At 72.3% G+C, this 22,685-nt stretch carries 19 protein-coding genes; 5 read left to right on the top strand and 14 right to left on the bottom strand.

Annotation, left to right across the window (positions count from 1 at the left end; all coding sequences use genetic code 11):
• Window positions 1–311: 311 nt before the first annotated feature.
• The 4 genes from VLK66_RS05765 to VLK66_RS05750 are packed head-to-tail and all read right to left on the bottom strand — an operon-like array spanning window position 312 to window position 7,814.
• Complete coding sequence (locus tag VLK66_RS05765; protein WP_325308429.1) at window positions 312–1,727, bottom strand: ATP-binding protein; 1,416 nt, start codon at window positions 1,725–1,727, stop codon at window positions 312–314.
• Window positions 1,724–2,116, bottom strand: coding sequence for a response regulator (locus tag VLK66_RS05760; RefSeq protein WP_325308428.1), 393 nt, complete (start codon window positions 2,114–2,116; stop codon window positions 1,724–1,726). The genes VLK66_RS05765 and VLK66_RS05760 overlap by 4 nt, the downstream gene beginning before the upstream one ends.
• A complete protein-coding gene (locus VLK66_RS05755) occupies window positions 2,113–4,548 on the bottom strand; it encodes a response regulator (protein ID WP_325308427.1) in 2,436 nt (811 codons plus the stop codon). The genes VLK66_RS05760 and VLK66_RS05755 overlap by 4 nt, the downstream gene beginning before the upstream one ends.
• Entirely contained in the window at window positions 4,545–7,814 is a 3,270-nt protein-coding gene (locus VLK66_RS05750) for a chemotaxis protein CheB (RefSeq protein WP_325308426.1), read from the bottom strand. Before VLK66_RS05750 ends, VLK66_RS05755 begins: the two co-directional genes overlap by 4 nt.
• 255 nt (window positions 7,815–8,069) lie before the next feature.
• Here VLK66_RS05750 and VLK66_RS05745 point away from each other — a divergent pair, with 255 nt between their 5' ends.
• Window positions 8,070–8,681, top strand: a complete 612-nt coding sequence (locus tag VLK66_RS05745; protein ID WP_325308425.1) for a TetR/AcrR family transcriptional regulator — start codon at window positions 8,070–8,072, stop codon at window positions 8,679–8,681.
• Between the two features lie 19 nt (window positions 8,682–8,700).
• On the opposite strand, the gene VLK66_RS05740 is transcribed toward VLK66_RS05745, so the two are convergent.
• A complete protein-coding gene (locus VLK66_RS05740) occupies window positions 8,701–8,967 on the bottom strand; it encodes a hypothetical protein (protein ID WP_325308424.1) in 267 nt (88 codons plus the stop codon).
• A gap of 189 nt (window positions 8,968–9,156) precedes the next feature.
• Here VLK66_RS05740 and VLK66_RS05735 point away from each other — a divergent pair, with 189 nt between their 5' ends.
• The 4 genes from VLK66_RS05735 (at window position 9,157) to VLK66_RS05720 (ending at window position 11,976) form a co-directional block, all read left to right on the top strand.
• The gene (locus VLK66_RS05735; protein ID WP_325308423.1) at window positions 9,157–10,419 is read left to right on the top strand and encodes a GAF domain-containing sensor histidine kinase; all 1,263 of its coding nucleotides are present in this window, start codon (window positions 9,157–9,159) and stop codon (window positions 10,417–10,419) included.
• A gap of 78 nt (window positions 10,420–10,497) precedes the next feature.
• Window positions 10,498–10,950: a response regulator gene (locus VLK66_RS05730; RefSeq protein ID WP_325308422.1), complete on the top strand. Its 453-nt coding sequence runs from the start codon at window positions 10,498–10,500 to the stop codon at window positions 10,948–10,950.
• A 1-nt stretch (window position 10,951) separates the two neighbouring features.
• Window positions 10,952–11,194, top strand: a complete 243-nt coding sequence (locus VLK66_RS05725) for a hypothetical protein (RefSeq protein ID WP_325308421.1) — start codon at window positions 10,952–10,954, stop codon at window positions 11,192–11,194.
• Between the two features lie 98 nt (window positions 11,195–11,292).
• Window positions 11,293–11,976, top strand: coding sequence for a hypothetical protein (locus tag VLK66_RS05720; RefSeq protein ID WP_325308420.1), 684 nt, complete (start codon window positions 11,293–11,295; stop codon window positions 11,974–11,976).
• A 144-nt stretch (window positions 11,977–12,120) separates the two neighbouring features.
• Here the strand turns inward: VLK66_RS05720 and VLK66_RS05715 are convergent, their stop codons facing one another.
• From VLK66_RS05715 to VLK66_RS05675, 9 genes are all read right to left on the bottom strand, one after another.
• Window positions 12,121–12,360, bottom strand: coding sequence for a hypothetical protein (locus VLK66_RS05715; RefSeq protein WP_325308419.1), 240 nt, complete (start codon window positions 12,358–12,360; stop codon window positions 12,121–12,123).
• Window positions 12,361–12,550: 190 nt separating this feature from the next.
• Window positions 12,551–12,790 carry a hypothetical protein gene (locus tag VLK66_RS05710; RefSeq protein ID WP_325308418.1) on the bottom strand — a complete coding sequence of 80 codons (240 nt, stop codon included), beginning with the start codon at window positions 12,788–12,790 and terminating at the stop codon, window positions 12,551–12,553.
• Between the two features lie 156 nt (window positions 12,791–12,946).
• Complete coding sequence (locus VLK66_RS05705; RefSeq protein ID WP_325308417.1) at window positions 12,947–14,482, bottom strand: FAD-dependent oxidoreductase; 1,536 nt, start codon at window positions 14,480–14,482, stop codon at window positions 12,947–12,949.
• Window positions 14,483–14,906: 424 nt separating this feature from the next.
• Window positions 14,907–16,436: a polyamine aminopropyltransferase gene (locus tag VLK66_RS05700; protein ID WP_325308416.1), complete on the bottom strand. Its 1,530-nt coding sequence runs from the start codon at window positions 16,434–16,436 to the stop codon at window positions 14,907–14,909.
• Window positions 16,437–16,447: 11 nt separating this feature from the next.
• The gene (locus VLK66_RS05695; protein WP_325308415.1) at window positions 16,448–16,657 is read right to left on the bottom strand and encodes a DUF350 domain-containing protein; all 210 of its coding nucleotides are present in this window, start codon (window positions 16,655–16,657) and stop codon (window positions 16,448–16,450) included.
• Window positions 16,658–16,670: 13 nt separating this feature from the next.
• Window positions 16,671–16,865 carry a hypothetical protein gene (locus tag VLK66_RS05690; RefSeq protein ID WP_325308414.1) on the bottom strand — a complete coding sequence of 65 codons (195 nt, stop codon included), beginning with the start codon at window positions 16,863–16,865 and terminating at the stop codon, window positions 16,671–16,673.
• A gap of 229 nt (window positions 16,866–17,094) precedes the next feature.
• Entirely contained in the window at window positions 17,095–18,981 is a 1,887-nt protein-coding gene (locus tag VLK66_RS05685) for a DUF4178 domain-containing protein (RefSeq protein ID WP_325308413.1), read from the bottom strand.
• Complete coding sequence (gene speD, locus VLK66_RS05680; RefSeq protein ID WP_325308412.1) at window positions 18,978–19,346, bottom strand: S-adenosylmethionine decarboxylase; 369 nt, start codon at window positions 19,344–19,346, stop codon at window positions 18,978–18,980. The genes VLK66_RS05685 and speD overlap by 4 nt, the downstream gene beginning before the upstream one ends.
• 741 nt (window positions 19,347–20,087) lie before the next feature.
• On the bottom strand, window positions 20,088–22,685 hold a 2,598-nt coding region (locus tag VLK66_RS05675), incomplete at its 5' end, for a condensation domain-containing protein (RefSeq protein ID WP_325308411.1).

The following is a 22,685-nucleotide window of genomic DNA, read 5'->3' as shown; positions in this document are numbered from 1 at the left end:
GAAGGATCTGTGGGCGTGGTGGCACGTGAGTTGGCCGGATGCACAAGTTCGCGGCCTTGCCCCTCACCGGCGGCTGAAGCCGCAGCAACAACTACGGGAAGCCTCGCAAACCGCGCGAGGCTGATCCGCTCACTCCGCGGCATCGGCACTCACGAACGATCTCCTTTCATCCTCCTTGGACGCGCGCAGCGCGGGGACGACTCAGGATGACGTCTCTCCGTGCGTCTGGAATGCGCAGGTGGTTGCCGGATCCGGTATGGATGGTCGACGAGCCGGGACGGGATCGGGCGGGCGCGCGGCGCCGGAGCCCGTCAGCCCCGGCGGGGGAGGTGGACGGTGAAGGTGGTGCCGCGCTCGTCCGAGGACTCGACCTCGATGCGCCCCTTGTGCGCGTTCACGATGCGCTCGGCGATGTAGAGCCCCAGCCCCAGGTTTCCCGACGGCCCGCTGGCCGCGGCGCCGCCCACCGCCTCGCGCGGCTTCATGGGGTTGAAGATCCCGTTCAGCCGGTGCGCCGGGATGGCCGGGCCACGGTTGTGGATGGTGATGGTGACCTCGTCGTCGTCGCCCTGCACCTCCACGCGCACGGCCGAACCCGGGGCGCCGTGCTCCAGCGCGTTGCCCACCAGGTTGGTGAGCGCCTGGGTGATGCGGGGGCAGTCCCACGCTCCCCACGGCGCGCCGCGCGTGTCCACCTGCAGGATGCGGTCCGGGTGCGCGGCGGCGATCTCGTCCACCACGTCGTGCACCACCTTGGCCATGTTCATCTCGGCCCGCACCACCGGGATCCCCCCGCCCAGGCGGCTGCGGGTGAAGTCCAGCAGGTCACCCACCATGTGCACCATCCGCGTGGAGCTGCTGGCGATGCGCGAGGTGAGGGTAAGGCTGGGCTCCTTCAGCCCCTGCGTCTCGAGCATGAACCTGGCCGAGGTCATCACCGCGCCCAAGGGGGTCCTCAGGTCGTGCCCCAGGATGGCCAGGAACATCTCCTTGCTGTGGTCCAGGTCCTCGGTGTAGCGCGAGATGGACTCGGCCAGCGACTGGTCGATGGCCTCGTTGAAGCGCGTGAGGTCCTCCAGGTCGGCGGGCCCCAGCTCGCCGCGCGACTGGGTCCACAGGCGGATGACGCTGGCGCGCAGGGCGCGGTACTCCGAGATCATCTGCTCCACGGTGAAGCCGCTCTCGGCGCGCCCGGCCCCGTGCTCCTCGGCGGCGGTGGACTCGTCACCTCCGCCGTCGGGCGCGAGACCCTTCGACTTCTCCGACTGCTCGAGCCCGCCCTGCGCCGTGCGCAGGTCCGCGGCGATCACGGTGAGCATCTCGCCGGCGTGGTCGCGCAGCGCGGTGATGTCCATGGCCCCGCTGGCCGGCGTACAGGTGCGCGCGAACGCCTCCCACTCGGCCAGGATCGGCTCGCGCCCGGACACGATGAAGTCGGCCAGCCGCCCGGCCCCGCCCGCGGGGGCGCCGGACGCGTGGGGCGTGGCCGGAGGCGCGGAGGGAATGGCCAGGAAGTGCTCGTTGATCAGCTCCAGCAGCCGGTACCCCGCGGCGCGGACCTTTTCCAGGTCGGGGGCGATGTCGGCGGAACCCGCCTCTTCCGCCCGCTCCATCAGCATCTCGGAGTAGCCGATGATCTGGCTGAGCGGGGTGCGCAGGTCGTGGATCAGCTCCGCGGGAAGCGCGTGCGGGGCCGCGGCGCCGGCGGCCGGATGCGGCTCGCTCACGGCGCGGCCTCGGCGGCGGAGGGCGCAGCACCCAGCAGCGCCTCGATCTTGGCCAGCAGGCGGGGAAGCTCGATGGGCTTGGTGTCGTAGTCGTCGCACCCCGCCTCCAGCGCCCGCTCGCGGTCGCCGGCCATGGCGTGCGCGGTCAGCGCGATGACGGGGATGTGGCGGGTCTCCGGGGCGGCCTTCAGGCGGCGCGTGGCTTCCCACCCGTCCAGCACGGGCAGGCTCATGTCCATCAGCACCAGGTCGGGGGCGTGGCTGGCGGCCATCTCCACCCCGCTCTGCCCGTCCATCGCCAGGACGACGGAGAAGCCCTTGCGCTCCAGCCTGCGCGAGAGCATGTCGCGGTTCATGTCGTTGTCTTCGACCAGCAGGATCGTCGTCATGGCACGGGCTGAAGGGCGCGCGGCGCGCGCCCTTCACCTCTCTCCGGGTCGGGGGTGGCGGCGCGCGGCGCGGCCAGGTCGTTCAGCCGGTCGCTCACCTGGCGCAGCAGCATCTCGCGCGTGTCGCCCTCCTTCTGCAGGATGGTTTCCACGTAGCCGCTCAGCCGGCGGCGCTCCTCGAAGCTCAGGTCGCGGGCGGTGACCACCACGATGGGGATGGAGCGCCACTCGGGGTGGCGGCGCACCCGGTCGGCGAACTCGAAGCCGTCCATCTCCGGCATCATCAGGTCCAGCAGGATCAGGCGGGGGCGCTCGCTCTCCATCATCTCCAGGGCCACGCGCCCGTTCGGGGCCTCGCTCACCTTCCACCCCTCCTTCTCCAGGATGGAGCGCGTCATCGCCCGCGTGGCGGGGTCGTCCTCGACCACCAGCACCGGGCAGGGCGGGTCGGGGCAGGTGTGCTTGCGCAGGATCCTGGACAGGCGCTGGCGGTTCACCGGCTTGGTGGCGTAGTCGGCGGCGCCCAGGGTGAAGCCGCGCTCGGGGTCGTCGACCATGGTCAGCATGATCACGGGGATCTCGCGCAGCGCCGCGTCGGACTTCAGCGCGGTGAGCACGCTCCAGCCGTCCATCCCCGGCATCATCACGTCCAGGGTGATGGCCACCGGGTGCATCCGCCGGGCCAGGCGCAGCCCCTCCTCGCCGCCGCAGGCGGTGCGCACGCAGAACCCCTCGCGGCTCAGGAAGCGCTCCATCAGGTCGCGCTGCACCGGGTCGTCGTCGATCACCAGCACGCACCCCGGCGCGGCCTCGGCGCCGTCGGCGCCCGCCCAGCCGGAAGCGGGGACGGCGCCGGCGCCGGGGGGCGCGGGGCAGCCGCCGTCGGCGGGGAGGTCGGGGGCGGTCTGGGTGACCACCACGGGAAGCTTGACGGTGAAGACGCTTCCCTCGTCCGCCACGCTGTGCACCGTGACGTCGCCGCCCATCATCTGGCAGAAGCGCCGCGTGAGCGCCAGCCCCAGCCCGGTGCCGCCGAACTTGCGCGTGGTGGAGGCGTCGGCCTGGGTAAAGTCCTTGAACAGCTTCACCAGCTGGTCCGCGCTCAGCCCGATGCCGGTGTCGGCCACGCGCACCACGATCCACTCGCTCCCGTCCATCCGCTCGCGCCCGCCGTTCACCGTGATGCGGCCGTCGCGGGTGAACTTCACGGCGTTGGACAGGAGGTTGAAGAGGATCTGGCGCACCTTCATCTGGTCGGCGTAAACGGCGCCCAGGTCCGGTGCCAGGTCGATGTCCAGCGCGTTGGCGTTCTCCTCGACCAGCGGGCGGATGGTGGACGCCACCTCGCCGATCATCTCGGCCACGTCGAAGGTTTCCAGGAACATCTCCATCTTCCCGGCCTCGATCTTGGACAGGTCCAGGATGTCGTTGATCAGCGCCAGCAGGTGGCGCCCGGCGGCGCCGATCTTCTCCAGGTCGGCCCCGAATGCTTCGAGCCTCTGCTCCGCCGCCTCCTCGGCCAGCATCTCGGAGTACCCCAGGATGGCGTTCAGCGGGGTGCGCAGCTCGTGGCTCATGTTGGCCAGGAACAGGCTCTTGGTGCGGTTGGCCGCCTCGGCGGCCTCGCGCGCCTTGCCCACCTCGCCCTCGGCGTGGCGCCGCTCGGTCACGTCCTCCATGGCCAGCACCAGCAGCTCGGCGTGGCTCCCCGCCTGCAGGGTGCGGGCGTTCAGCAGCATCACCCGGCGTCCGATGAGCGGAAAGGTGTGCTCCAGCTCGAAGTCGCTGAATACCGAGCTCGCCGGGATGATGTCCTCGAGCAGGGTGCGCAGCGCCGGGATGTCCCACTGGCCGTTGCCCAGCTCGTAGATCAGCCGGTCTTCCGTTTCGCCGGGCGTGACGTGGAAGGTCTGGTAGAAGGCGCGGTTGGCCGAGCGCACGCGCAGCGCCGGGTCCAGGATCAGGAGCGGCTCGCGCACCGTGTCGACGATGTCCTGCGCGTAGGTTTCGACGGCCTGGAAGTCGGCCTCGGCCTGGCGCCGCTCGGTCACGTCCTCCATGGCCAGCACCAGCAGCTCGGCGTGGCTCCCCGCGCGCAGCCGGCGGCCGTTCAGCAGCATCACCCGGCGCCCGATGAGCGGAAAGGTGTGCTCCAGCTCGAAGTCGTTGAACACCGAGCTGGTGGGGATCACGTCCTCGAGCAGGGTGCGCAGCGCCGGGATGTCCCACTGGCCGTTGCCCAGCTCGTAGATCAGGCGGTCCTCGGTCTCCTCGGCCGAGACCCGGAAGGTCTGGTAGAAGGCGCGGTTGGCGCTCCGCACGCGCAGCGTGGTGTCCAGCATCAGCAGCGGCTCGCGCACCGTGTTCACGATGTCCTGGGCGTAGGTCTCGATGTCTTCCGCCCGCCGCTTCTTTCTCGGCTGCATCTTCATCCCTCTCCACGGGTACGGGGTAGCCGGACGCGGAAGGTGCTTCCGGCCCCGGGCTCGCTCTCCACCTCCACGTCGCCCCCCAGCAGCCGGCTGAACTCGCGGGCCGCCGCCAGCCCGATCCCCATCCCCCCGAAGGCCCGCGTCGCGGCGCTCTCCACCTGCCAGAAGCGGTCGAACACGCGGGCGTGGTGCTCGGGGGCGATGCCGATGCCGGTGTCGCGCACCTCGAACACCACCTCGCCGCCCTCCTCGCGCACCGCCAGCCGCACCTCGCCGCGCTCGGTGTACTTCACCGCGTTGCCGCAGAGGTTGACGAGAACCTGGCGCAGCTTCCCCGCGTCGGTCTCCAGCCCCACCGCCCCGGCGGGGAGGTCGACCTCGAAGGCCAGCCCCTTGGCCTGGGCGGCGGGCTCCACCAGCTCCTGCGCGGCGCGGGCCACCGCGCGCGCGTCCACCCGCTCGCGCCGCACGCTGTCGCGCCCCTCGTCGCGCAGCGCGAAGGCCAGGATCTCGTCGATCATCCCCGCCAGGTGCCACCCGCCCGCCTTGATGCGGTCGACCTTGCGCAGCTGCGCGGCGTTCAGCGGGCCGTCCAGGTGCAGGATGTCGGCGTAGCCCAGCATCCCGTTCAGCGGGGTGCGGAACTCGTGCGACAGGGTGGCCAGGAAGGTGCCCTTGGCCAGGTTGGCCTTCTCGGCCACCGCCTTGGCCTCGCGCAGCTCGTCCTCCACCGCCTTCAGCGCGGTGATGTCGAAGAAGGTGAGGACCACGCCGTCGACCCCGCGCTCGGGCGAGCGGTACGGGTTGATGCGCACGATGAACCACGCTCCGCCGCCGCTGGCCGCCTCGCGCTCCACCCGCTCGCCCGAGGCCAGCACGCTCCGCGCATCGGCCAGCAGCGCGGGGTAGTCGAGCCCGTGGGTGATGTGGGCCAGGGGGCGGCCCACGTCGGTGGCCACGAAGTTGAAGAGCGCGCCCACCGACGGGGTGAAGCGGCGCACGCGGAGCTCGTGGTCCAGGAAGATGGTGCCGATCTCGCTGGACTCCACCAGATTCTGCAGGTCGGCGTTGGTCCGCTTCAGCTCCTCGATGGTGTTCTGGTGCTCCTGGTTGATGGTGGTGAGCTCTTCGTTGACCGACTGGATCTCCTCGCGGCTGGTCTCCAGCTCCTCGGAGGCCGCCTTCTGCTCCTCGTTGATCGACCGCAGCTCCTCGTTGGCCGCCTGCAGCTCTTCCACCGTGCGGTCGCGCGCGGCGCTGGCATGCTCCAGCTGCTCGCGCGCCCGGCGCAGCTCCGCCTCGAGCCGCGCCACCTCCCGCGCGCCGCCGGCGCCGTCTCCATCGGGCCGCGGCGCGGCGGGCGGCTCCTCCTCCAGCACCACCAGCGCGAACCGCCCCGTCTCGGCGGTTCCCACCGGCGGGTGCATGCGCAGGCGCACCGGGGGCCCGCCGTCGCCGTCCGCCACCGTGCGGGTGGTGGCCTCGCCCTTCTCGAACGCCTGGTACAGCGCGGCGCGCAGCTCCATGCGCAGGTCGCCGCGCGCCAGCCCCACCAGGTCGCGGCTGGGCTCGCCCTGGCCCAGGTGCAGGTAGCGCCCGGCGCCGCCGGAAAGGTGCACCACCTCCAGCCGCTCGTTCACCACCAGGCTGGCGGGCGCGTACGCCTCCAGCATGCGCAGGTGCAGCGGGCCGTAGGCGAACGGCCCCCGCTGCGGGGCGCCATCGCCGGGGGCCGGGGCGCCGCGCGCCCGCGGGTCGGCCGCGGAAAGCCGCGGCGGCACCCGCGGCCCGGCGTTCCTCCGGTACAGCCGCTGGCCGGGGGCCGCCTGCGCGAACAGGCCGCTGTCGCCGGCCGACTCCGACGCCCCCAGGAAGAGCAGCCCGCCGGCGCGCAGGGCGTAGTGGAAGGTCTCCATCACCTGCGCCTGCGCCGGGGGCTGCAGGTAGATGAGCAGGTTGCGGCAGCTGATCAGGTCCATCCGCGAGAACGGGGGGTCGTGCAGCACGTTGTGCACGGCGAACAGCACCCCCTCGCGCAGCGGCGTTCCCACGCGGTAGCCGCCCGCCTCGCGCGCGAAGAAGCGGCGCAGCCGCCCGGGCGGGATGGCGGCGACGGCCGAGGCCGGGTACAGCGCCTCGCGCCCCCAGGCGTACCCCTTCTCGTCGATGTCGGTGGCGAACATCTGGATCTGGGGCGGGCTCTCGAGCGTGGCGGCGTGCTCGCGCAGCAGGATGCCGATGGAGTACGCCTCCTCGCCGGTGGCGCACCCCACCACCCACACGCGCACCGCGTCGTCGGGCCCCTTTCCCTCGAAGAGCGCGGGGATGGCCGCGGCCAGCGCGGCGAACGCCTCCTCGTCGCGGAAGAAGCCGCTCACCGAGATCAGCAGGTCGCGCACGAGCGCCGCCGGCTCGGCCTGGCCCGCGCGCAGCAGGGGAAGGTAGTCCTCCAGCGACTGCGCGCCGTTGAAGCGCAGGCGCCGCTCCAGGCGGCGCAGCACGGTGGCGCGCTTGTACCGGCTGAAGTCGTGCCCGGTGGCGGCCCGCAGCGCGGCGAAGACCCGGGCCAGCTGCGCCTCGGTGGCCACGTCGGAGGCTGCGGCGCTGTCGGAGGTCCCGGCGCCGGCGGAGGCCTCGACGGAGAGCGGCGGGGGCACCCTGCGCAGGCGGAGCAGCTCGGCGGGAATGCGGCCGGCGGGGAGCACCAGGTCCACCTGCCCGGTGGCGATGGCGCTGTCGGGCATCCCGTCGTACTCGGCCTCGGCGGGGTCCTGCGCCACCGTGATCCCGCCGCTCTCCTTCACCGAGCGGATCCCCGACGTCCCGTCGGAGCCGGTTCCCGAGAGCACCACCCCCACCGCGTCGGCGCCGTACGCGGCGGCCAGCGAGGTGAGGAAGAGATCGATGGGAAGGTGCAGCCCGGCGCCGCGGTCGTGCACGCGGATCACCCCGTCGTCCATCGACAGGTCGTGGCCGGGGGGGATGACGTACACGTGGTCGGCCTCGACCGGGGCCGCGCGGGTGACCTGCGTGACGGGAAGCGGGGTGCGGTCCTGCAGCAGCGCGGCGATGCGGCTCTCGCGCTCGGGGTCCAGGTGCATGATCACCACCCACGCCATTCCGCTGGCGGCCGGCACCGCGTCGAAGAAGAGCTGCAGCGCCTTCAGCCCCCCCGCCGACGCGCCGATCCCCACCACCGCCAGCGGGGCGGGGCCGGGCGCGCCCTTCCCGGCCGGCCGCTGGGAACCGGCGGGCGCGCGCTTCATCGGGACCTCGAGGGAATCGGCAAGCTCACCAGGTGCAGGGGTGGGCGGACGGGAGAAGGCACGTCCGCCTGCGGCTCGGAATCCGGCACTCGCCGCCGGCCGGGCGATCTCCAGCCACGGAGCGCGCCCGGCGAAGTCGCCCGCACGTTATTGACCAGACGGTAGATCCAAGCTATCCTGTATTGTACAAATGGTCAACAGAGAGGCAAGTGGGTTTGCCTCAAGGGGATGGAGAAATGGGCGACGGAGCGGAGGATGGAGCGGACGAGGGTGCGGAAGCGGGCCCCGGAAGACGTGCGGCGCGAGCAGATCCTGCGCGGCGCCTTCGAGGTGGCGTCGCGCGACGGGATCGGGGGGATGACCATCCGGGCGGTGGCCGCCGAGGCGGCGGTCAGCCACGCGCTGGTGGTGCACTACTTCCAGACGCGCGAGCGACTGGTGCACGCGCTGCTGGACTGGCTGATCGGCACCACCTCGGTGCTGCACGTGTCGGACGACGTCGCCCGCTTTCCGCGCGCGCTGGACCGGCTGCACGCGCTGCTGCAGCAGGAGATGGCGCGCCTGGGCCACCAGCCGCGGCACACGCGGCTCTTCTTCGAGTTCTGGGCGCTGGGCGCCCGCCACGAAGAGATCCGGGCGCGCATCGGCGCCGAGCTGGAGCGCTACCGCGCGGCCTTCCGCGACATCATGCAGGAGCTTCTTCTCGCCGAGCCCGCCACCTTCCCCGGCGCCACGGCCGACGGGATGGCGGCGGTGGCGGTCAGCTGGATCCACGGGTGCGCGGTGCAGGCCATGATCGACCCCGCGCACTTCGACACCGGCGACTTCCTGGCCGCGGTGCGCGCCATGATCGGGCGGCTGGCGTGAGCGGGAGAAACGCCGCGCCTCAGCGCCGGCCGCGCGCCGCCTTCGCCGACTCGGCGAGCGCCGCCTCCACGTCGTGCCGCTTCCAGCGCTTGCGCGGGGCGCGGCCCAGCCACTGGAAGGTCCGCTCGGTGGCCGCGAGCGGCACCAGCAGGAGGGCGGCGCCCAGCAGCAGCACCCACGAGCTGTTCGTGCGCTTCGCCAGCTCCAGCACCACCAGCTCGAGCGCCGCCGCGCCCAGCCAGACTGCCGCGAGGTACCGCCGCGTCCGCGTCCAGATCCTTGCCATGGGCTCCTCGGGCGGTGGAGGGGAAATACCGGGGGAACGAACGGGTGGCACAGGAAGCGTGCCACGGTGGCGGGATGCGGGGGCTTTCCCCCGGTCCACGGACGCCGCACGCCGGGCACGCGGGGAGCGGGCGTGATGCCGGCGAGCGGGGAGACGGGGCCCGATCGCTCCCCGGCGGAGGCCGGCGGGATGTCCACGGACCTTTCTCCGGCGGCCGCGCTGGACGGGTGCGCCTTCCTGGCCGAGGCCAGCCGCCGCCTGGCCGAGTCGGTGGACTACGAGCAGACGCTGAAGACGGTGGCGGCGCTGGCGCTCCCCCGGCTGGGCGACTGGAGCATCGTGGACCTGGCCGAGCCCGACGGCTCCATGCGGCGCCTGGCGGTGGTGCACCCCGACCCCGACAAGCAGGCGCTGGCACGGCGGCTGGAGGTGGACTGGCCCCCCGAGCGCGACGATCCCCTGGGGGTGCCGGTGGTGGTGCGCACGCGCGCGACCACGTCCACGGACCCCGTCACCGACGACTTCCTGGCCGGCGCCGCCCGCGACCCCGGGCACCTGGAAACGCTCCGCCGGCTCGGCATCGCCTCGGCGATCACCGTGCCGCTGCTGGCGCGCGAGCAGGTGCTGGGCGCCATCACCTTCGTGGGCAGCCGGCCGGGGCGCGGGCACACGGAGCAGGACCGGGCGCTGGCCGAGGACCTGGCCGGCCGGTGCGCGCTGTCCATCGCCCACATGCGGATGGTGGAGGAGCTGAAGAAGAGCGTGCTGCTGCGCGACCAGGTGCTGGGGTACGTGACGCACGACCTGAAGAACCCGCTGGGAGCCATCGTGCTGGTGGCGTCGCAGATCCTGGCCGAGGCGCGGACGCCGCGCGAGCAGTTCACGCGGCAGGAGCAGATCGGCGCGGCCGAGCGGATCCTGGCGGCCACCGTGCACATGCAGCGCCTGATCGGCGACCTGCTGGAGGTGGCGCAGATCGGGGCCGGGGGGGTGAGCATCCACCCGCGGCCGGTACGCCCCGCCGCGGTGGTCGAGGACGTCCTCTACACCTACGCACCCGGGCTGGCCGCGCGGTCGCTGCGGCTCGAGGCCGCCGTCACCGGCGAGCTCCCGCTCCTGCGCGCCGACCCGGGGCGGCTTCGGCAGGTGTTCGAGAACCTGCTGGAGAACGCCGCCAAGTTCACGCCCGAGGGCGGCGTCATCACGCTGGGCGCGGCCCGGTTCGACGGCTCGGTGCTCTTCTCCGTGGCCGACACCGGGGCCGGCGTTCCCAGGGACCAGATGCCGCGCCTGTTCGACCGCTTCTGGCAGGCGCGCTGGCCGGGCGTGGGCAGCGCGGGGCTGGGGCTGACCATCTGCAAGGGGATCGTGGAGGCGCACGGCGGCGCGATCTGGGCCGAAAGCGCGGTGGGCCGGGGAAGCACCTTCTACTTCCGCATCCCCGTGCAGTGACGGGGGAAGCCGGGCACGGGGCACGCCGGAGGCCCGCACGCCACATGCGGCGGCGGGCGACATCGCAGAATGGAGCGCATGAGCACGAAGATCCTGCTGGTCGAGGACAACGAGGACAACCAGGAGATCTACCGCTGCATCCTGGCCCACTACGGCTACGACGTGCTGCAGGCGTTCGACGGCGGGCACGGGGTGGAGATGGCCCGCGCGCACGGCCCCGACCTGATCCTGATGGACCTGACCATGCCGGTGGTCGACGGGCTGCAGGCCACGCGGATGCTGAAAGCCGACCCCGCCACCGCCGCCATCCCCATCGTGGCGCTCACCGCGCACACCCAGCGCGAGGACTTCGCGGCCGCCGAGGCGGCCGGGTGCGACGCGTACCTCACCAAGCCGGTGGAGCCCCAGCGCGTGGCGGCCGAGGTCCGGCGCATCCTCGCGCTCTCGCGCGACGAGGGCGCGGCCGGGCCTGCGCGCCGCGACGAAACGACGATTCCCCACGAGCGGCCGAGCCGCGAAACGGATGGATGAGATGTTCTACGACTTCGAGTTCAAGGACGACGGACGCCGCGTGCACTGCACGCGGGGCCTCCGCAACCCCGCGGGCGGCCACGCCACCGACGACCGGTGGTGGTACCTTTCCCTGGCCGGCACCTCCCCGGTGCGGCTGGTGCGGGTGATGCCGGGCGAGACGCGCCGGGAGGTGTGGGAGAGCGCGCTCTGCCACCTGGACGGGCTGGAGCCGGATCGCGCGCCGGAGCCCCTCCCGCGGTGACCGGAGGCGGCGCACATCCCCGGCCGTCGATCCCCCGCCCTCCGCCGCCGCGCCGTCGCCCCCAGGCTCTCCGGCCCACCCGCAACGAGGTGCTTCGCATGCTCCGGTATCCAGCCACGCGGGCAATTCGTGCATCCCTTCCCTGCATCTCCCTCGCCGTGATCGCGGCCACGGCCGCGCCGCTCGCCGCGCAGACGGACGGCACCTGCGTGCCCGTGGCCGAACGTGCGGGCCGCGCCTACGGGTGCTTCATCACCGCGCGCCAGGAGCTCGGGCGCCTGTCCGCGAGCCCCGCCCTGTTCTGGCACCTGCACACGTACCCCACGCGGGCCGCCGCGGAAGCCGTCCGGGGCCCGCGGTCGGCGGTCGTGGAGTCGCTCGGCCGCGTCTGGCTGTTCACCATCGCCGGCGCCGGCTGGCACCCGCGCGCCGGGCATCGCGTGGCCCGCGTCGGCCCGCTGCCGCTGGTGGATGCCGACAGCTTCGCGGCCGTGTACATGGAGGGGGTGTTCGAGCCCGGCATGCGCACCGTGGCGCACCGGCATCCGGGCGTGGAGGCGTGGTATACGCTGGAGGGATCGATGTGCCTGGAGACGCCCGGCGGCAAGCTGGAGCAGCGGGCGCGAGGTCCGGGCGTGCTGATGCCCGGCGGCGTTCCCATGATGCTGACCGGCACCGGCACGGGCGTGCGGCGCTCGGTCGTGCTCATTCTCCAGGATGCCACCAAGCCGCGCTCCGTGCCGGCACTCGACTGGACGCCGCAGGGGCTGTGTGGACGCTGAAGCGGCCGCGGCTCGCGCGCCTCGCGGTGGGGTGACGCGCGGTCAGCAGATTGGGGGATACGAACGGAGCACGTCCGTTCGCGAGGGGTCGGGCGGAAGGATGCCGCCGCGCGCCGGCAGATCCGGCGCGCGGCCGGGCGATGGCTACGGCCGCACGGCGCGGACGCTCCACGACACGCGCTGCGCGCCGCGGTAGGCGGGCCGGTTTTCCTTGCGCGTCATCTCGAAATGCGCGATCGACGGGTCGCGGCCCAGGCGCTCGATGCCGCGGAGGATGCTGTCGGCTTCCTCGTCGTTGCCGGTGTGGGCGCGGATCTCGTCGCGGAGGGTGTCTTCGGGGGTGGAGGAAACCTTGGAGAGGCGGATCAGGAACGAGCTTGCCATGACTTCTCCGGACAGGGACCAGCAGTTGGCGCCGCCACGGGCGCACCTGAAGCTAACTCCGGCAGGCCGAAGTATCTACGCCAAGCACATTTCGTTCGCCGTCCGGGAGATCAGAACGCCAGCGTGAATTGGCCGAGCGAACCGTTGTAGATGAGGATGCAATCGCTCAGGACGTGAACTGCGCCTTGGGCTACGCACCCAGGCGCGGCTCTGCGACGTGGGGAATGCACTGCACCAACTCGATCGTCTGGATCTGCTTCACCAGGAAGGGGTCAAGACCGAACTGGCGGTAACCCTGACGGAGCGCGTCTTCGTAGCTCGCGAACGTGTCGATTACCTCCGCCCCGCGGATCAGCACGAACTTTCCCTCGAACAGGCCAAGCTCCGCGAGTCTGGCCCTGTACGTTGCAATCTCAGTATCAAGCCTCATGGTTTCTCCTCCGCCGCAAAGGCCCTCACCAGGCCGTTCAGTCAAAATGACTGTGCATTCGGAATACCCGTAATAATCTCAGTTCTCCGTTACCTCCGCTCCCTCCGTATGATGCCATGCTGTTGATGACCGGCAGGATGCCCGTGCGACTCGCGATCATGGCTCGTCCCCCGCCCCGCCGCCCAGGTACGCGAGCGCCCGCTCGGCCGCGGTGACGCCGCGCGACTGGGCCTCCTCGAAGAGCGAGAGGCCGCTCAGGTCGGAGTGGGCGTAGAACACGGGCCCGGCGGCGGCGCGGAGCTGGAGCCGCGCGGGGGAGGCGAGGAAGCCGGGGGTAGGCCGCACCATCGCGTGGCCCATGCGCATGATGTCGATGCGGCGCACGCATCGGCGCACGTCGGGGTGCGCGCGCTCCAGGTCGGCGAGCACCGCGTCCGCCGCGTCGCGCCAGGTGCCGGCGAGCAGCGAGCGCCGCGCGGCGGAGGGCGAGGCGTGGGCCAGGGCGTGGTAGTAGGTCCACACCCAGCGATCCTGGAAGGTGCGCAGCGTCTGGTGGTTGGCCACCACGTACCCCAGCCCGGGCGAGTTCGCGATCACGTTGTCCCACGCCGGAGGGAAGCCGTTCTCCCCGGGCCAGCGGTCCAGCGTGAGGTTGGCGGTGAGCCAGGGCGAATACGCGAAGTCCACCGCCGGCGCGCCCTCCACCACGCGGCTCGCCACGAACGAGGGCGCGGCCCACACCACCGCGTCGCAGACGTATTCCGCATCCCCCGCCAGCACCCGCATCCCCGCCCCGCGCCGCTCCACCCGATGCACCGTGGTGCCGGTGGAGACGAATCGGCCGAGCCGCTCCATCAGCCGCCGCACGATCCAGCCGTTCCCCTCGGGCCAGGCGAGCGGCCCCAGCTCGTCGTCCTCGGGCGGGCGGCTGGCGAAGTAGTGGACGCCCGCCCAGGCCGAGACGTCGGCCGCCAGTGCACCGTAGTCGTCGCGGCAGGCGTAGTCCACGTACCAGCGCAGCGCGGGCGAGCGGAAGCCGCGCTCGTCCAGCCAGCGCGCCATCGACCCACCGTCCAGCGGCGACGGCCGTGCGCCGGCGGAGAGCGGGAGGGTGAAGGCGCCGGTGGCCCGCATCTCCGCCATCTCCTGGTCGAAGCGGCGGAACTCGGCGCGGTCGGCGGCGGAGTCCATCAGCGGCTCGCGCAGCCCCTCGCGCCACGCGCCGAAGCGGTACAGACGCTCCTTCGGCGCCTGCACCAGCACGGTCTCGTCCCATCCCCCGTCCTTCCACACCCCCAGCTCCTCGAACAGCTCGCGCACCAGCACGGTCTCGCGGCCGGGGACGGGAACGTAGTGCGCGGCCCAGGGATACGCCGACACCTCGTTCTCCCCCCAGCGCGCGTTGCCGCCGGCGCGGTCCTCCAGCTCCAGCAGCGCGAAGCCGTCGAAGCCGCGCTTCGCCAGCCGCCACGCCGCCGAGAGCCCCGCCACGCCCCCGCCCACGATCACCAGCGGCATGCGCACGGTCCGCCGGGGCGCGGGAAAGCGCGCCCCGTCGCGGAGGCGGTGCCCGCGCGCGCCGCCGTCGTCCACGAAGCCGCCGGCGAGCGCGCGCCCCGACTTCGGCGCGCACCCCACGATCGCCGCCGCCGCGATCCCCGCCGCGGCCGCCACGAACCCGCGCCTCGACATCGCCGCATCGAACGGCTGGACGTCGGGAGAAGCGCCGGAATCGCCCTCCGCCGGGCACCGGCGACTGAAGTCGCAGCAACAACTACGGGAAGCCTCGCAAACTGCGCGAGGCTGATCCGCGCACTCCGCGGCATCGGCGCTCACGTTCGATCTCCTTTCATCCTCCCCGGACGCGCGCAGCGCGGGGACGACTCAGGATGACTTCGGGTCGATGCGGCGAGGATGCACGAACTGAATTCCCGGATTCGGTAGAATCGGAATTCGAACCCCGCCGCGTGGACGAGAGAGCGATGCGAGAAGGCCGGGGCATCGAGACGGAGCAAGTCCCCGCACCGATCCAGCCTCGCGCGGTTTGCGAGGCTTCCCGTCGTTGTTGCTGCGGCTTCAGCCGCCGGTGCGGGGGGAACGGATCGAGCCGGAAGCATCACCGCTCGATCTGCTTCCACTCGTCGCCGTAGTAGCGCACGAGCGCCTGGTCGTCGAGCCGGTTGGCCTCGGCGGGCACCGGCTGCAGGTCGGCGGGGAACTGGAAGAGGGGGGCGAGGGAGGAGAGCGTCAGGAAGCGCAGCCCGGACGGCAGCGCGGTGGGAAGCGTGTAATCGCCGCGGCCGGCCATCACGAACCCCCACTCGCCGAACGACGGCACGTAGAGATGGTAGGGCCAGGTGCGCAGCCCCGACGCGTGCAGCGTGCGCTCGATGCTCCAGAACGCGGTGCGCGCGAACATGGGCGACGTGCTCTGGACCACCACCAGCCCGTCGCGGGAAAGATGCGTCTGCAGCGCGCGGTAGAAGGCGGTGGTGTACAGCTTCCCGACCGCGTAGTTGCTGGGATCGGGAAAGTCGACCACCACGAAGTCGAACATCTCGCGGTTCGACCCCAGCCACACGAACGCGTCGGCGTTGATCACGCGCACGCGCGGCGAGTTCAGCGAGCCGCGGTTCAGCCCCACCAGCGTGCGGTTGGTGCGGAAGATGTGCGTCATCTCCGGGTCCAGGTCCACCAGCGTGACCGAGACTCCGGGGTAGCGCAGGATCTCGCGCACCGCCAGCCCGTCGCCGCCGCCCAGGACCAGCACGCGGCGCGCGCCCAGAAGCGCGGCGAGCCCCGGGTGCACCAGCGCCTCGTGGTAGCGGTACTCGTCGCGCGAGCTGAACTGCAGGTGGCCGTTCAGGAAGAGCCGCAGGTCGTCGTGGAAGGCGGTGAGCACGATGCGCTGGTAGCGCGAGTCGCGGGAGAAGACCACCGGGTCGGCGTAGATGTCGGCCTCGGCCGAGCGCGTGATCTTCTCCGCGGCCCAGACGCCCGTGCCCAGCACGACGAGCGCCGCCGCGCACAGCGCCTGCAGCGTGCGGCGGCGGGGAAGCGAGTCGCGGAAGAGGTGCGTGCTCCACAGCGCCACCAGCGCGTTCACCACCCCGAACGCCAGCGCCGAGCGCACCATCCCCAGGCGGGGGACGAGGAGGATGGGGAAGAGGAGCGAGGCGCCCAGCGCGCCCAGGTAGTCGAAGGTCAGGACGTTGGCCACCACGTCCTTGAAGTCGTAGCGGTTGCGCAGGATGCGCATCAGCAGCGGGATCTCCAGCCCCACCAGCGCGCCGATCACAATCACCAGCGCGTACAGCACCAGGCGGAAGGCGTCGGTCCAGGCGAAGGCCAGGAAGAGCGCCGTGGCCGAGAAGCCGCCCACCACCGCCACCATCAGCTCCACGGTGACGAAGCGCCACGCCAGCCCGCGCGTGACGTAGCGCGACAGGTGGCTCCCCACGCCCATGGCGAAGAGGTAGGTGCCGATGACGGTGGAGAACTGGGTGACGCTGTCGCCCAGCAGGTAGCTGCTGAGCGCGCCGGCCACCAGCTCGTACACCAGCCCGCAGGCGGCGATCAGCAGCACGGTCAGGAAGAGCGCCACCTGCACGCCCCGCCCGCCGCCGCCCCGTGGACCCGCGTCCACCTCGGCCGGCTCTACCAGATGGCCGCCGCGATGATGATGGAGATGCCGATGGAGATGGCGCCCATCATCACCGCCAGCGCCGTGTTGTGCTCGTCGATGATCTCCTTCCACAGCGATCCGGGCGTGAGCCGGTCCACGACCACGAACGCGACCACGAAGATCACGATCCCCAGCAGCGCGTAAACGAGCGCCGCCACCAGGTGCTGCATCAGGTCGTCCATGCGCCTCCCGTTGTCATTTGCCCCCCACGTAGCGCCCCGAGCCGGAGTAGTGCGGCCGGTACGCGCCGGGGTTGTCGCGCACCGAGCGCGGCCCCGCGGCGCCCGGCCGCGGCGGCCCGAACGGCGACCAGCCGCGGTACTCCGCCCACCCCAGCAGCGACAGCACCGTGGCCCCGTACAGCAGGTACCCGCGCACTCCACGCAGCATGCGAATTCGTGGTGGGAGGTGAATCGAGCCGAAAGTCCTAAGTCCTAAGTCCTAAGTCCTAAGTCCTAAGTGCTGAGTGCTGAGTGCTGAGTGCTGAGTGCTGAGTGCTGCGTCCTGAGCCCCGAGTCTCCGGATCTCTAACTCTTTGCAATTGTCACTTGGCACTTAGGACTTGGGACTTGGGACTGCTTACCGAGGTGCCAACGCGCCCCGCCGCCATCCCCGCCCGTCAGTCGTTGGGCGCGTAGTCGCTCTCGGCCCAGCGCTGCGTCTCGAAGAGCCCCGAGCGCAGCGTGGCCAGCCCGGGCGGAAGGAGGAGGAGGAGCGCGGCGACCAGGTACATCCACCCCATGGGTACGTCGCGGCGCACCTTCACCTCGTAGCTGTACGGCAGCTCGCCCTGCGGCTCCACGCGCAGCCAGTAGCGTCCCGGCGGCACGCTGGGAACGCGCACGCTTCCGCGCGGCGAGCCCTCGCTCCACCGCTCGCCGTCTTCCACGCCCTGGTAGTAGCTCACTTCCTTGCCGAACTGCGTGGCCTGCCCGGCCGAGTCGGCCAGCGACAGGTCGAAGTACGCCCAGCTGTTGTTCAGCACGGCCTCGACGTCGACCTCCACGTTGCTGGTGCGCCCGCCCAGCACCAGCGGCCCGATCACCTGCGCCTGCTGCTCCTGCGGCGTGAGCGGGTCGAAGCCGTAGCGGTGCGGGGTGCCGACCGTGCCGCCGCCCGCGGAGTAGTGCACCATGGCGAGCGCCACCAGCAGCGCCAGCATCGCCAGGGCCGCGGCCCACTTCCCCCGCACCCCGGTGGCCGGCGCGGGCTCGTTGGCGTACACGCCGCGCGGCGAAGGCGGCGAGCCCTTCATCCCGAACGCCTTCCACACCGCCGCGCCGGGAACGTACTCCGAGAGCGTCCACGTGGTCTCGCCCTCCGTCTCCTCCGACGAGAGCATGTACGGCGGCGCCACGAAGTCGCTCACCTTCGCCCGGTCGCCCGCCCGCACCTCCCACGGGAACTCGCCCAGGACGAACGTCGTCTCCGCCTTCGCCCGCTGGAAGTGCCGGAAGACGCGCCCGTCCAGCTCGGCCGCCGGCCGCATCCCCGCCGTCACCGTGCGGGGAACGCCGCGGATGGTCTCGCCGCGGTTCCAGTGCCCCTGGTACTCGGTGAGATAGCAGAAGCCGTAGCGCGGCGAGAAGAGCAGGTACTCGTCCCACGGATAGTCTCGCCCCTCCACGCGGATGGAGCGCACCTGGAAGCCGATCACCTCCCACGCCCGGCCGTTCAGCGTTCCCGGCGTGCCGAGCGGGATCTTCGGCGTGTGCTCCAGCCGCGCGTGGTACGTCTGCAGCACCTTGAAGGCGCTGCTCCGCGCGTCGAGCACCGACCGGCAGTGCGCGCACACCACGCTCACGGTGAGGCCGGCGGCGTGCACGGTGACGCTGCCGCCGCAGTTGGGGCACGCCACCGTCAGCGCCGCGGCCTTCACCTCCTCGGGCTCGCGCAGCTCCGAGAGCGCCAGGTCGTCGAACGCCACCCACCGCCCGGCGAACAGCAGCGGGGGGTTCTCGCTGTAGTCGAGGGTGGCGAAGCGGCCGCCCTCGCCGCGCAGGTCGGCGAAGCTCATCTCCCCGGGCTCCCACCGCTCGAACGGCAGCTCGCCCTCGGTGCCGGCGTAGCGCGCCCGCGTGAGCGAGCCCACCGTGTAGGGCTCGCCGCCGACGGTCACCTTCGTCCCCGGGCGCGCCTGGTCCGCGGTGGGGACCGGCGCGGAGGGCACCTGCGCCGTGATGGCGTACTCGGCCTGCGCGTCGGAGAGCCAGCCGGTGCCGCCGTCGTCGTACGCCAGGTGCCACTCGTTCCAGCGGCCGCGCTCGTACGCGTACACCAGCCGGCCCACCACCTGGAAGCGGCGGCCCCCGTCCGAGCCGCGCGTGCCCAGCCGGATGGGCGAGACGGAAGGCGGCACGGTGGACTTCACGCCCACGGCGCGCAGGTCCAGGTCGGTGCGCACCAGCACCGAGGTGCAGTAGCGGCAGGTGGTCTGCACGCTGGCGGCCGAGACGAACTCCACCGGCGCGCCGCAGCTGGGGCACGAGGCGGTGGCGCGCGTCACGCGGCGCTCCCGGCCGGCACGGCGGCGTACGGACGCTCCACCGCGCGCACCACCACCCCGGTGGCGCCGAACAGCTCGCCCAGGCGCGCCTCGTAGTTCCACTCCGGCCGGGGGACGCAGCAGAACAGGTCCAGGCAGAGCGAGCCGTGCTCGGGAAAGGTGTGCACCGACCAGTGGCTCTCGGCCAGCAGGCACAGCCCGGTGATGCCGCCGGGGCCGGGGAACTGGTGCCACTGCGGCTCGGCCACGGGGTGCAGCCCCAGCTCGCCGACCATGCGCGCGAACAGCGCCCGCAGCGTGGCCAGGTCCGCCAGCGCCGCCGGACGGCAGCCGTGCGCCTCGACCAGCCACTCGCGCCCGCTCACGGCGCGCGCCGCTCCGCGCGGAGCGCCGGACGGGTGCGGAACGGGCCGGAGAGGGCGGGAAGATGGATCAAGGGGAGGCGCGGAACGAGGCGTCATCGGGGACGGTGATGGGAAGCGTCAACATACCCGGCGCGCGGAGGGGCGACAAGCGCCCCGGAACGGGCCGCGCGGGTCCGGACGGGGGGGACGCCGAACGCTGCGTCCAGTCCCCGCCCCGCCGATTACGGATGCGCTTCGGTGGCGGTTTCAAGGCGAAGCCCGCAAACGACTTGTCTCGCGCGGAGCAGCGGAGGAGCAGAAGGAGATCGGGCGATCGGAAAATCTCCGCCGGAGATCCGGGAAATCCGGAGCGGAAGAAAGGCCCCAGGCCGCGGGGATGCGACCTGGGGCCAATGAGCCTATCAGGATCACCGAGTTCGGGAATTCAGTTCGTGCATCCTCGCTGCATCAACCCGACGTCATCCTGAGTCTTCCCCGCGCTACGCGCGTCCGGGGAGGATGAAAGGAGATTGATCGTGAGCGCTGATGCCACAGAATGCGCGGATCAGCCTCGCGCAGCTTGCGAGGCTTCCCGTGGTTGTTGCTGCGACTTCAGTCGCCGGTGACCGGCTGCGCTCGGACCTTTCTATTCAGGCCGACCACCGGAACCAGGATGACGTCTCTCTGTGCGTCCAATGCACAGGTGATTGCCGGATTCGGTAGCGTTTCGGCGTTCCGGCGACTGCGCTTTTGTCCCCGCGATCAGTGGGATCGGGGGGAGAGCTCTCCAAGACGCGAGAGGTAGCCGTCGAGCGCGGCGTCCGCATCGGCCCGGCTGAAGAAGCGGTCGTCGTACTCCACGCGGAGCAGTGCGCCCTCGCCCTGCGGCGCCAGGCTGACCGCCAGGTTGAACGGGAGGTGGAGCCGGTCCAGCCCGTACACCGGCTCCACGCGCGCGCCGCGCACCAGGCCGGGCCCCGCCCAGTTCCGGAAGTGCAGGAAGTTGAAGGTCGCGAAGAACGGCTCCTCGCCGCCGTTGGCCGCCATGACCTCGGCCAGCGGATAGCGCCCGAAGCGGTCGGCCTGGAGCAGGTCCTCGTGCACGGCCCGGGCGCGGCCCGCCGCCCCGCCGGAGGCCGCGGACGGCCGCGCCACCGGGAGCAGGTTCCAGAACAGGCCCAGCGCGGTGAGCGGGTTGGAGAGCCGCTCCGACCTGCCGTTCCACACCACGCCGGCGCAGGCCTCGTCCCCGCCCGAGAGCCCCGCCACCACGTCGAGGAAGGCGCTCAGGTACAGCGCCTTCAGGGCGACCCCCTCGCGCGAGGCCGCCTCGCGCAGCGCGGCGGTCAGCTCCGGCGGGGCGCCGCGGCTCACCCGGCACTCGCGCTGCGATCCGCCCGCGTCATGGCGCCGGACGGGGCGTACGGGAGAAAGCTTCCGCACGCGCTCGCGCCAGAACGCCCCCGCCTCGCCCGACGCCAGGATCTCCGCCTCGAGCGCGACGAACTCGCGGAAGGTGTTCGCGACCGGCGCGGAAGACACCGTCTGGCCGTCGCGCGCGTCGGCGTACGCCTGGAAGAGGGTGTTGAGGAAGTGCATGTTCCCCCACCCGTCCTCGACCGCGTGGTGGCCCGAGATCAGCAGGTCGGCCACTCCCTCCTCCCGGTGGAAGATCACGAAGCGGACGAGCGAGTCGGTGGCGCTGAACGGGTCGAAGGGCGTGTCGAGGTCTTCGGCCGCCCCGTCCCGCACCGCGGCGTCCCGCCCCGCGGGGGCGAGCGCGCGCAGGTCGCGGTAGTCGATGCGGAGCGACGGGTTCCTGCGGACCACCTGCAGCAGGGCGCCCCCGCTCCCGGTGGTGAAGGCGGTCCGCAGGACGGCGTGCCTGCGGACGACCTGCCCGATCGCGTGGCGGAGCGCATCGACCGAGAGCGACGCATCGGTGAGGCGGTGGCACTGCTGGGGGTGGTAGACCCCGTCGCGGGCGGCGTCCCGGGCGTACTCGGCCAGCATCACCGCCTGCATCCGGGTGGCCGGGTACACGTCCTCCATCTGGTCGCCGAAGCGGTCCCGCACGCGTCGCCGCTCCTCGTCCGGCAGGTCCGCCAGGTGGTGCGGAACGGCGCCGCTCCCCGCGTCTCCGCTCCCGGCCGCGGCGTCCGCCGTGCCCGCGAGCTCCGCCAGGCCGCGGATGGTGGGCCGCCGGTACAGATCGCTTACGGTGAGCGCCATCCCCCGCTCCCGCAGCACCGCCACCAGCTGTACCGCGCGGATCGAGTCGCCGCCCGCGGCGAAGAAGTCTTCCAGCACGCCCGGCCGGTCCGCGCCGAGCACCTCGTGCCACGCCTCCTGCAGCAGGCGCTCCGGCGCGGAGGCGGGCGAGGCGTACGCCGGGCGGAGGAGCCGGCCGGCCTCGGGCGCCAGGAGCGCGCGCCGATCCAGCTTGCCGTTGGGAGTGAGGGGGAGCTCGGGGAGGACGACGAAGGCGGCCGGGACCATGTAGTCGGGAAGCCGCTCGGCAAGCGTGGCCCGCATCGCGGCGGGGTCCTCCTCCGCTCCGGGGGAAAGGACCACGAAGGCCACGAGCTGCTTCTCGGCGGAGGGCCCCTCGCGCACGAGGACGGCCGCCTCGCGCACCGCCGGCAGGGCCGCCAGCGCGGCCTCGACCTCGCCGGTCTCGATGCGGAAGCCGCGGATCTTCACCTGCTGGTCGGCGCGCCCCAGGTACTCCAGCTCGCCGTCCGCGCGCCGGCGGGCGCGGTCCCCCGTGCGGTAGAGCCGCGCCGCGGGGTCGGCCGAGAACGGGTCGCGCACGAAGCGCCCTGCCGTGAGCTCCGGCCGGTTCAGGTAGCCGCGCGCCACCCCCGCGCCGCCCACGAACAGCTCGCCGGGGACGCCGGGGGGAACCGGCTCCATCCGCGAATCCAGCACGTGGAGCGAGAGGTCGGGGATCGGCACCCCGATCGGGCTCCCGCCGCGCTCCAGGTCCGCGCGCGTGATCACGCGGTAGGTGACGTGCACGGTGGTCTCCGTGATCCCGTACATGTTCACCAGCCGCGGCCGCTCGTCGCCGTGCCGCTCCATCCACGGCCCGAGCGACTGCGGGTCCAGCGCCTCCCCGCCGAAGACCACGCAGCGCAGCCGCAGCGCGGACGGGTCCACGCCCGACTCCAAATCGGCCCGCACCAGCTGCCGGAAGGCGCTGGGCGTCTGGCTCAGCATCGTCACCCCCTCGTCGACGAGGAGGCGATGGAAGTCTTCCGGCGAGCGCGTCGTCAGGAAGGGGACGACGACGAGGCGGCCGCCGTACAGCAGCGCGCCCCAGATCTCCCAGACCGAGAAGTCGAAGGCGCAGGAGTG

Origin of the sequence: Longimicrobium sp., from assembly GCF_035474595.1 — a bacterium.
In the GTDB taxonomy this organism is placed as follows: Bacteria; Gemmatimonadota; Gemmatimonadetes; order Longimicrobiales; family Longimicrobiaceae; genus Longimicrobium.
The sequence above is the reverse complement of the archived record's forward strand: the minus strand, read 5'-3'. Positions and strand labels throughout refer to the sequence as shown.

Excerpts from the sequence above, each read along its gene's own strand:
- VLK66_RS05690 (WP_325308414.1), bottom strand. The coding sequence starts at position 16,865 with ATGCTGCGTGGAGTGCGCGGGTACCTGCTGTACGGGGCCACGGTGCTG.
- VLK66_RS05710 (WP_325308418.1), bottom strand. The coding sequence starts at position 12,790 with ATGAGGCTTGATACTGAGATTGCAACGTACAGGGCCAGACTCGCGGAG.
- VLK66_RS05750 (WP_325308426.1), bottom strand. The coding sequence starts at position 7,814 with ATGAAGCGCGCGCCCGCCGGTTCCCAGCGGCCGGCCGGGAAGGGCGCG.
- VLK66_RS05720 (WP_325308420.1), top strand. The coding sequence starts at position 11,293 with ATGCTCCGGTATCCAGCCACGCGGGCAATTCGTGCATCCCTTCCCTGC.
- VLK66_RS05760 (WP_325308428.1), bottom strand. The coding sequence starts at position 2,116 with ATGACGACGATCCTGCTGGTCGAAGACAACGACATGAACCGCGACATG.
- VLK66_RS05715 (WP_325308419.1), bottom strand. The coding sequence starts at position 12,360 with ATGGCAAGCTCGTTCCTGATCCGCCTCTCCAAGGTTTCCTCCACCCCC.
- VLK66_RS05740 (WP_325308424.1), bottom strand. The coding sequence starts at position 8,967 with ATGGCAAGGATCTGGACGCGGACGCGGCGGTACCTCGCGGCAGTCTGG.
- VLK66_RS05725 (WP_325308421.1), top strand. The coding sequence starts at position 10,952 with ATGTTCTACGACTTCGAGTTCAAGGACGACGGACGCCGCGTGCACTGC.
- VLK66_RS05735 (WP_325308423.1), top strand. The coding sequence starts at position 9,157 with ATGTCCACGGACCTTTCTCCGGCGGCCGCGCTGGACGGGTGCGCCTTC.
- VLK66_RS05755 (WP_325308427.1), bottom strand. The coding sequence starts at position 4,548 with ATGAAGATGCAGCCGAGAAAGAAGCGGCGGGCGGAAGACATCGAGACC.
- VLK66_RS05695 (WP_325308415.1), bottom strand. The coding sequence starts at position 16,657 with ATGGACGACCTGATGCAGCACCTGGTGGCGGCGCTCGTTTACGCGCTG.
- VLK66_RS05730 (WP_325308422.1), top strand. The coding sequence starts at position 10,498 with ATGAGCACGAAGATCCTGCTGGTCGAGGACAACGAGGACAACCAGGAG.
- VLK66_RS05745 (WP_325308425.1), top strand. The coding sequence starts at position 8,070 with ATGGAGCGGACGAGGGTGCGGAAGCGGGCCCCGGAAGACGTGCGGCGC.
- VLK66_RS05705 (WP_325308417.1), bottom strand. The coding sequence starts at position 14,482 with ATGTCGAGGCGCGGGTTCGTGGCGGCCGCGGCGGGGATCGCGGCGGCG.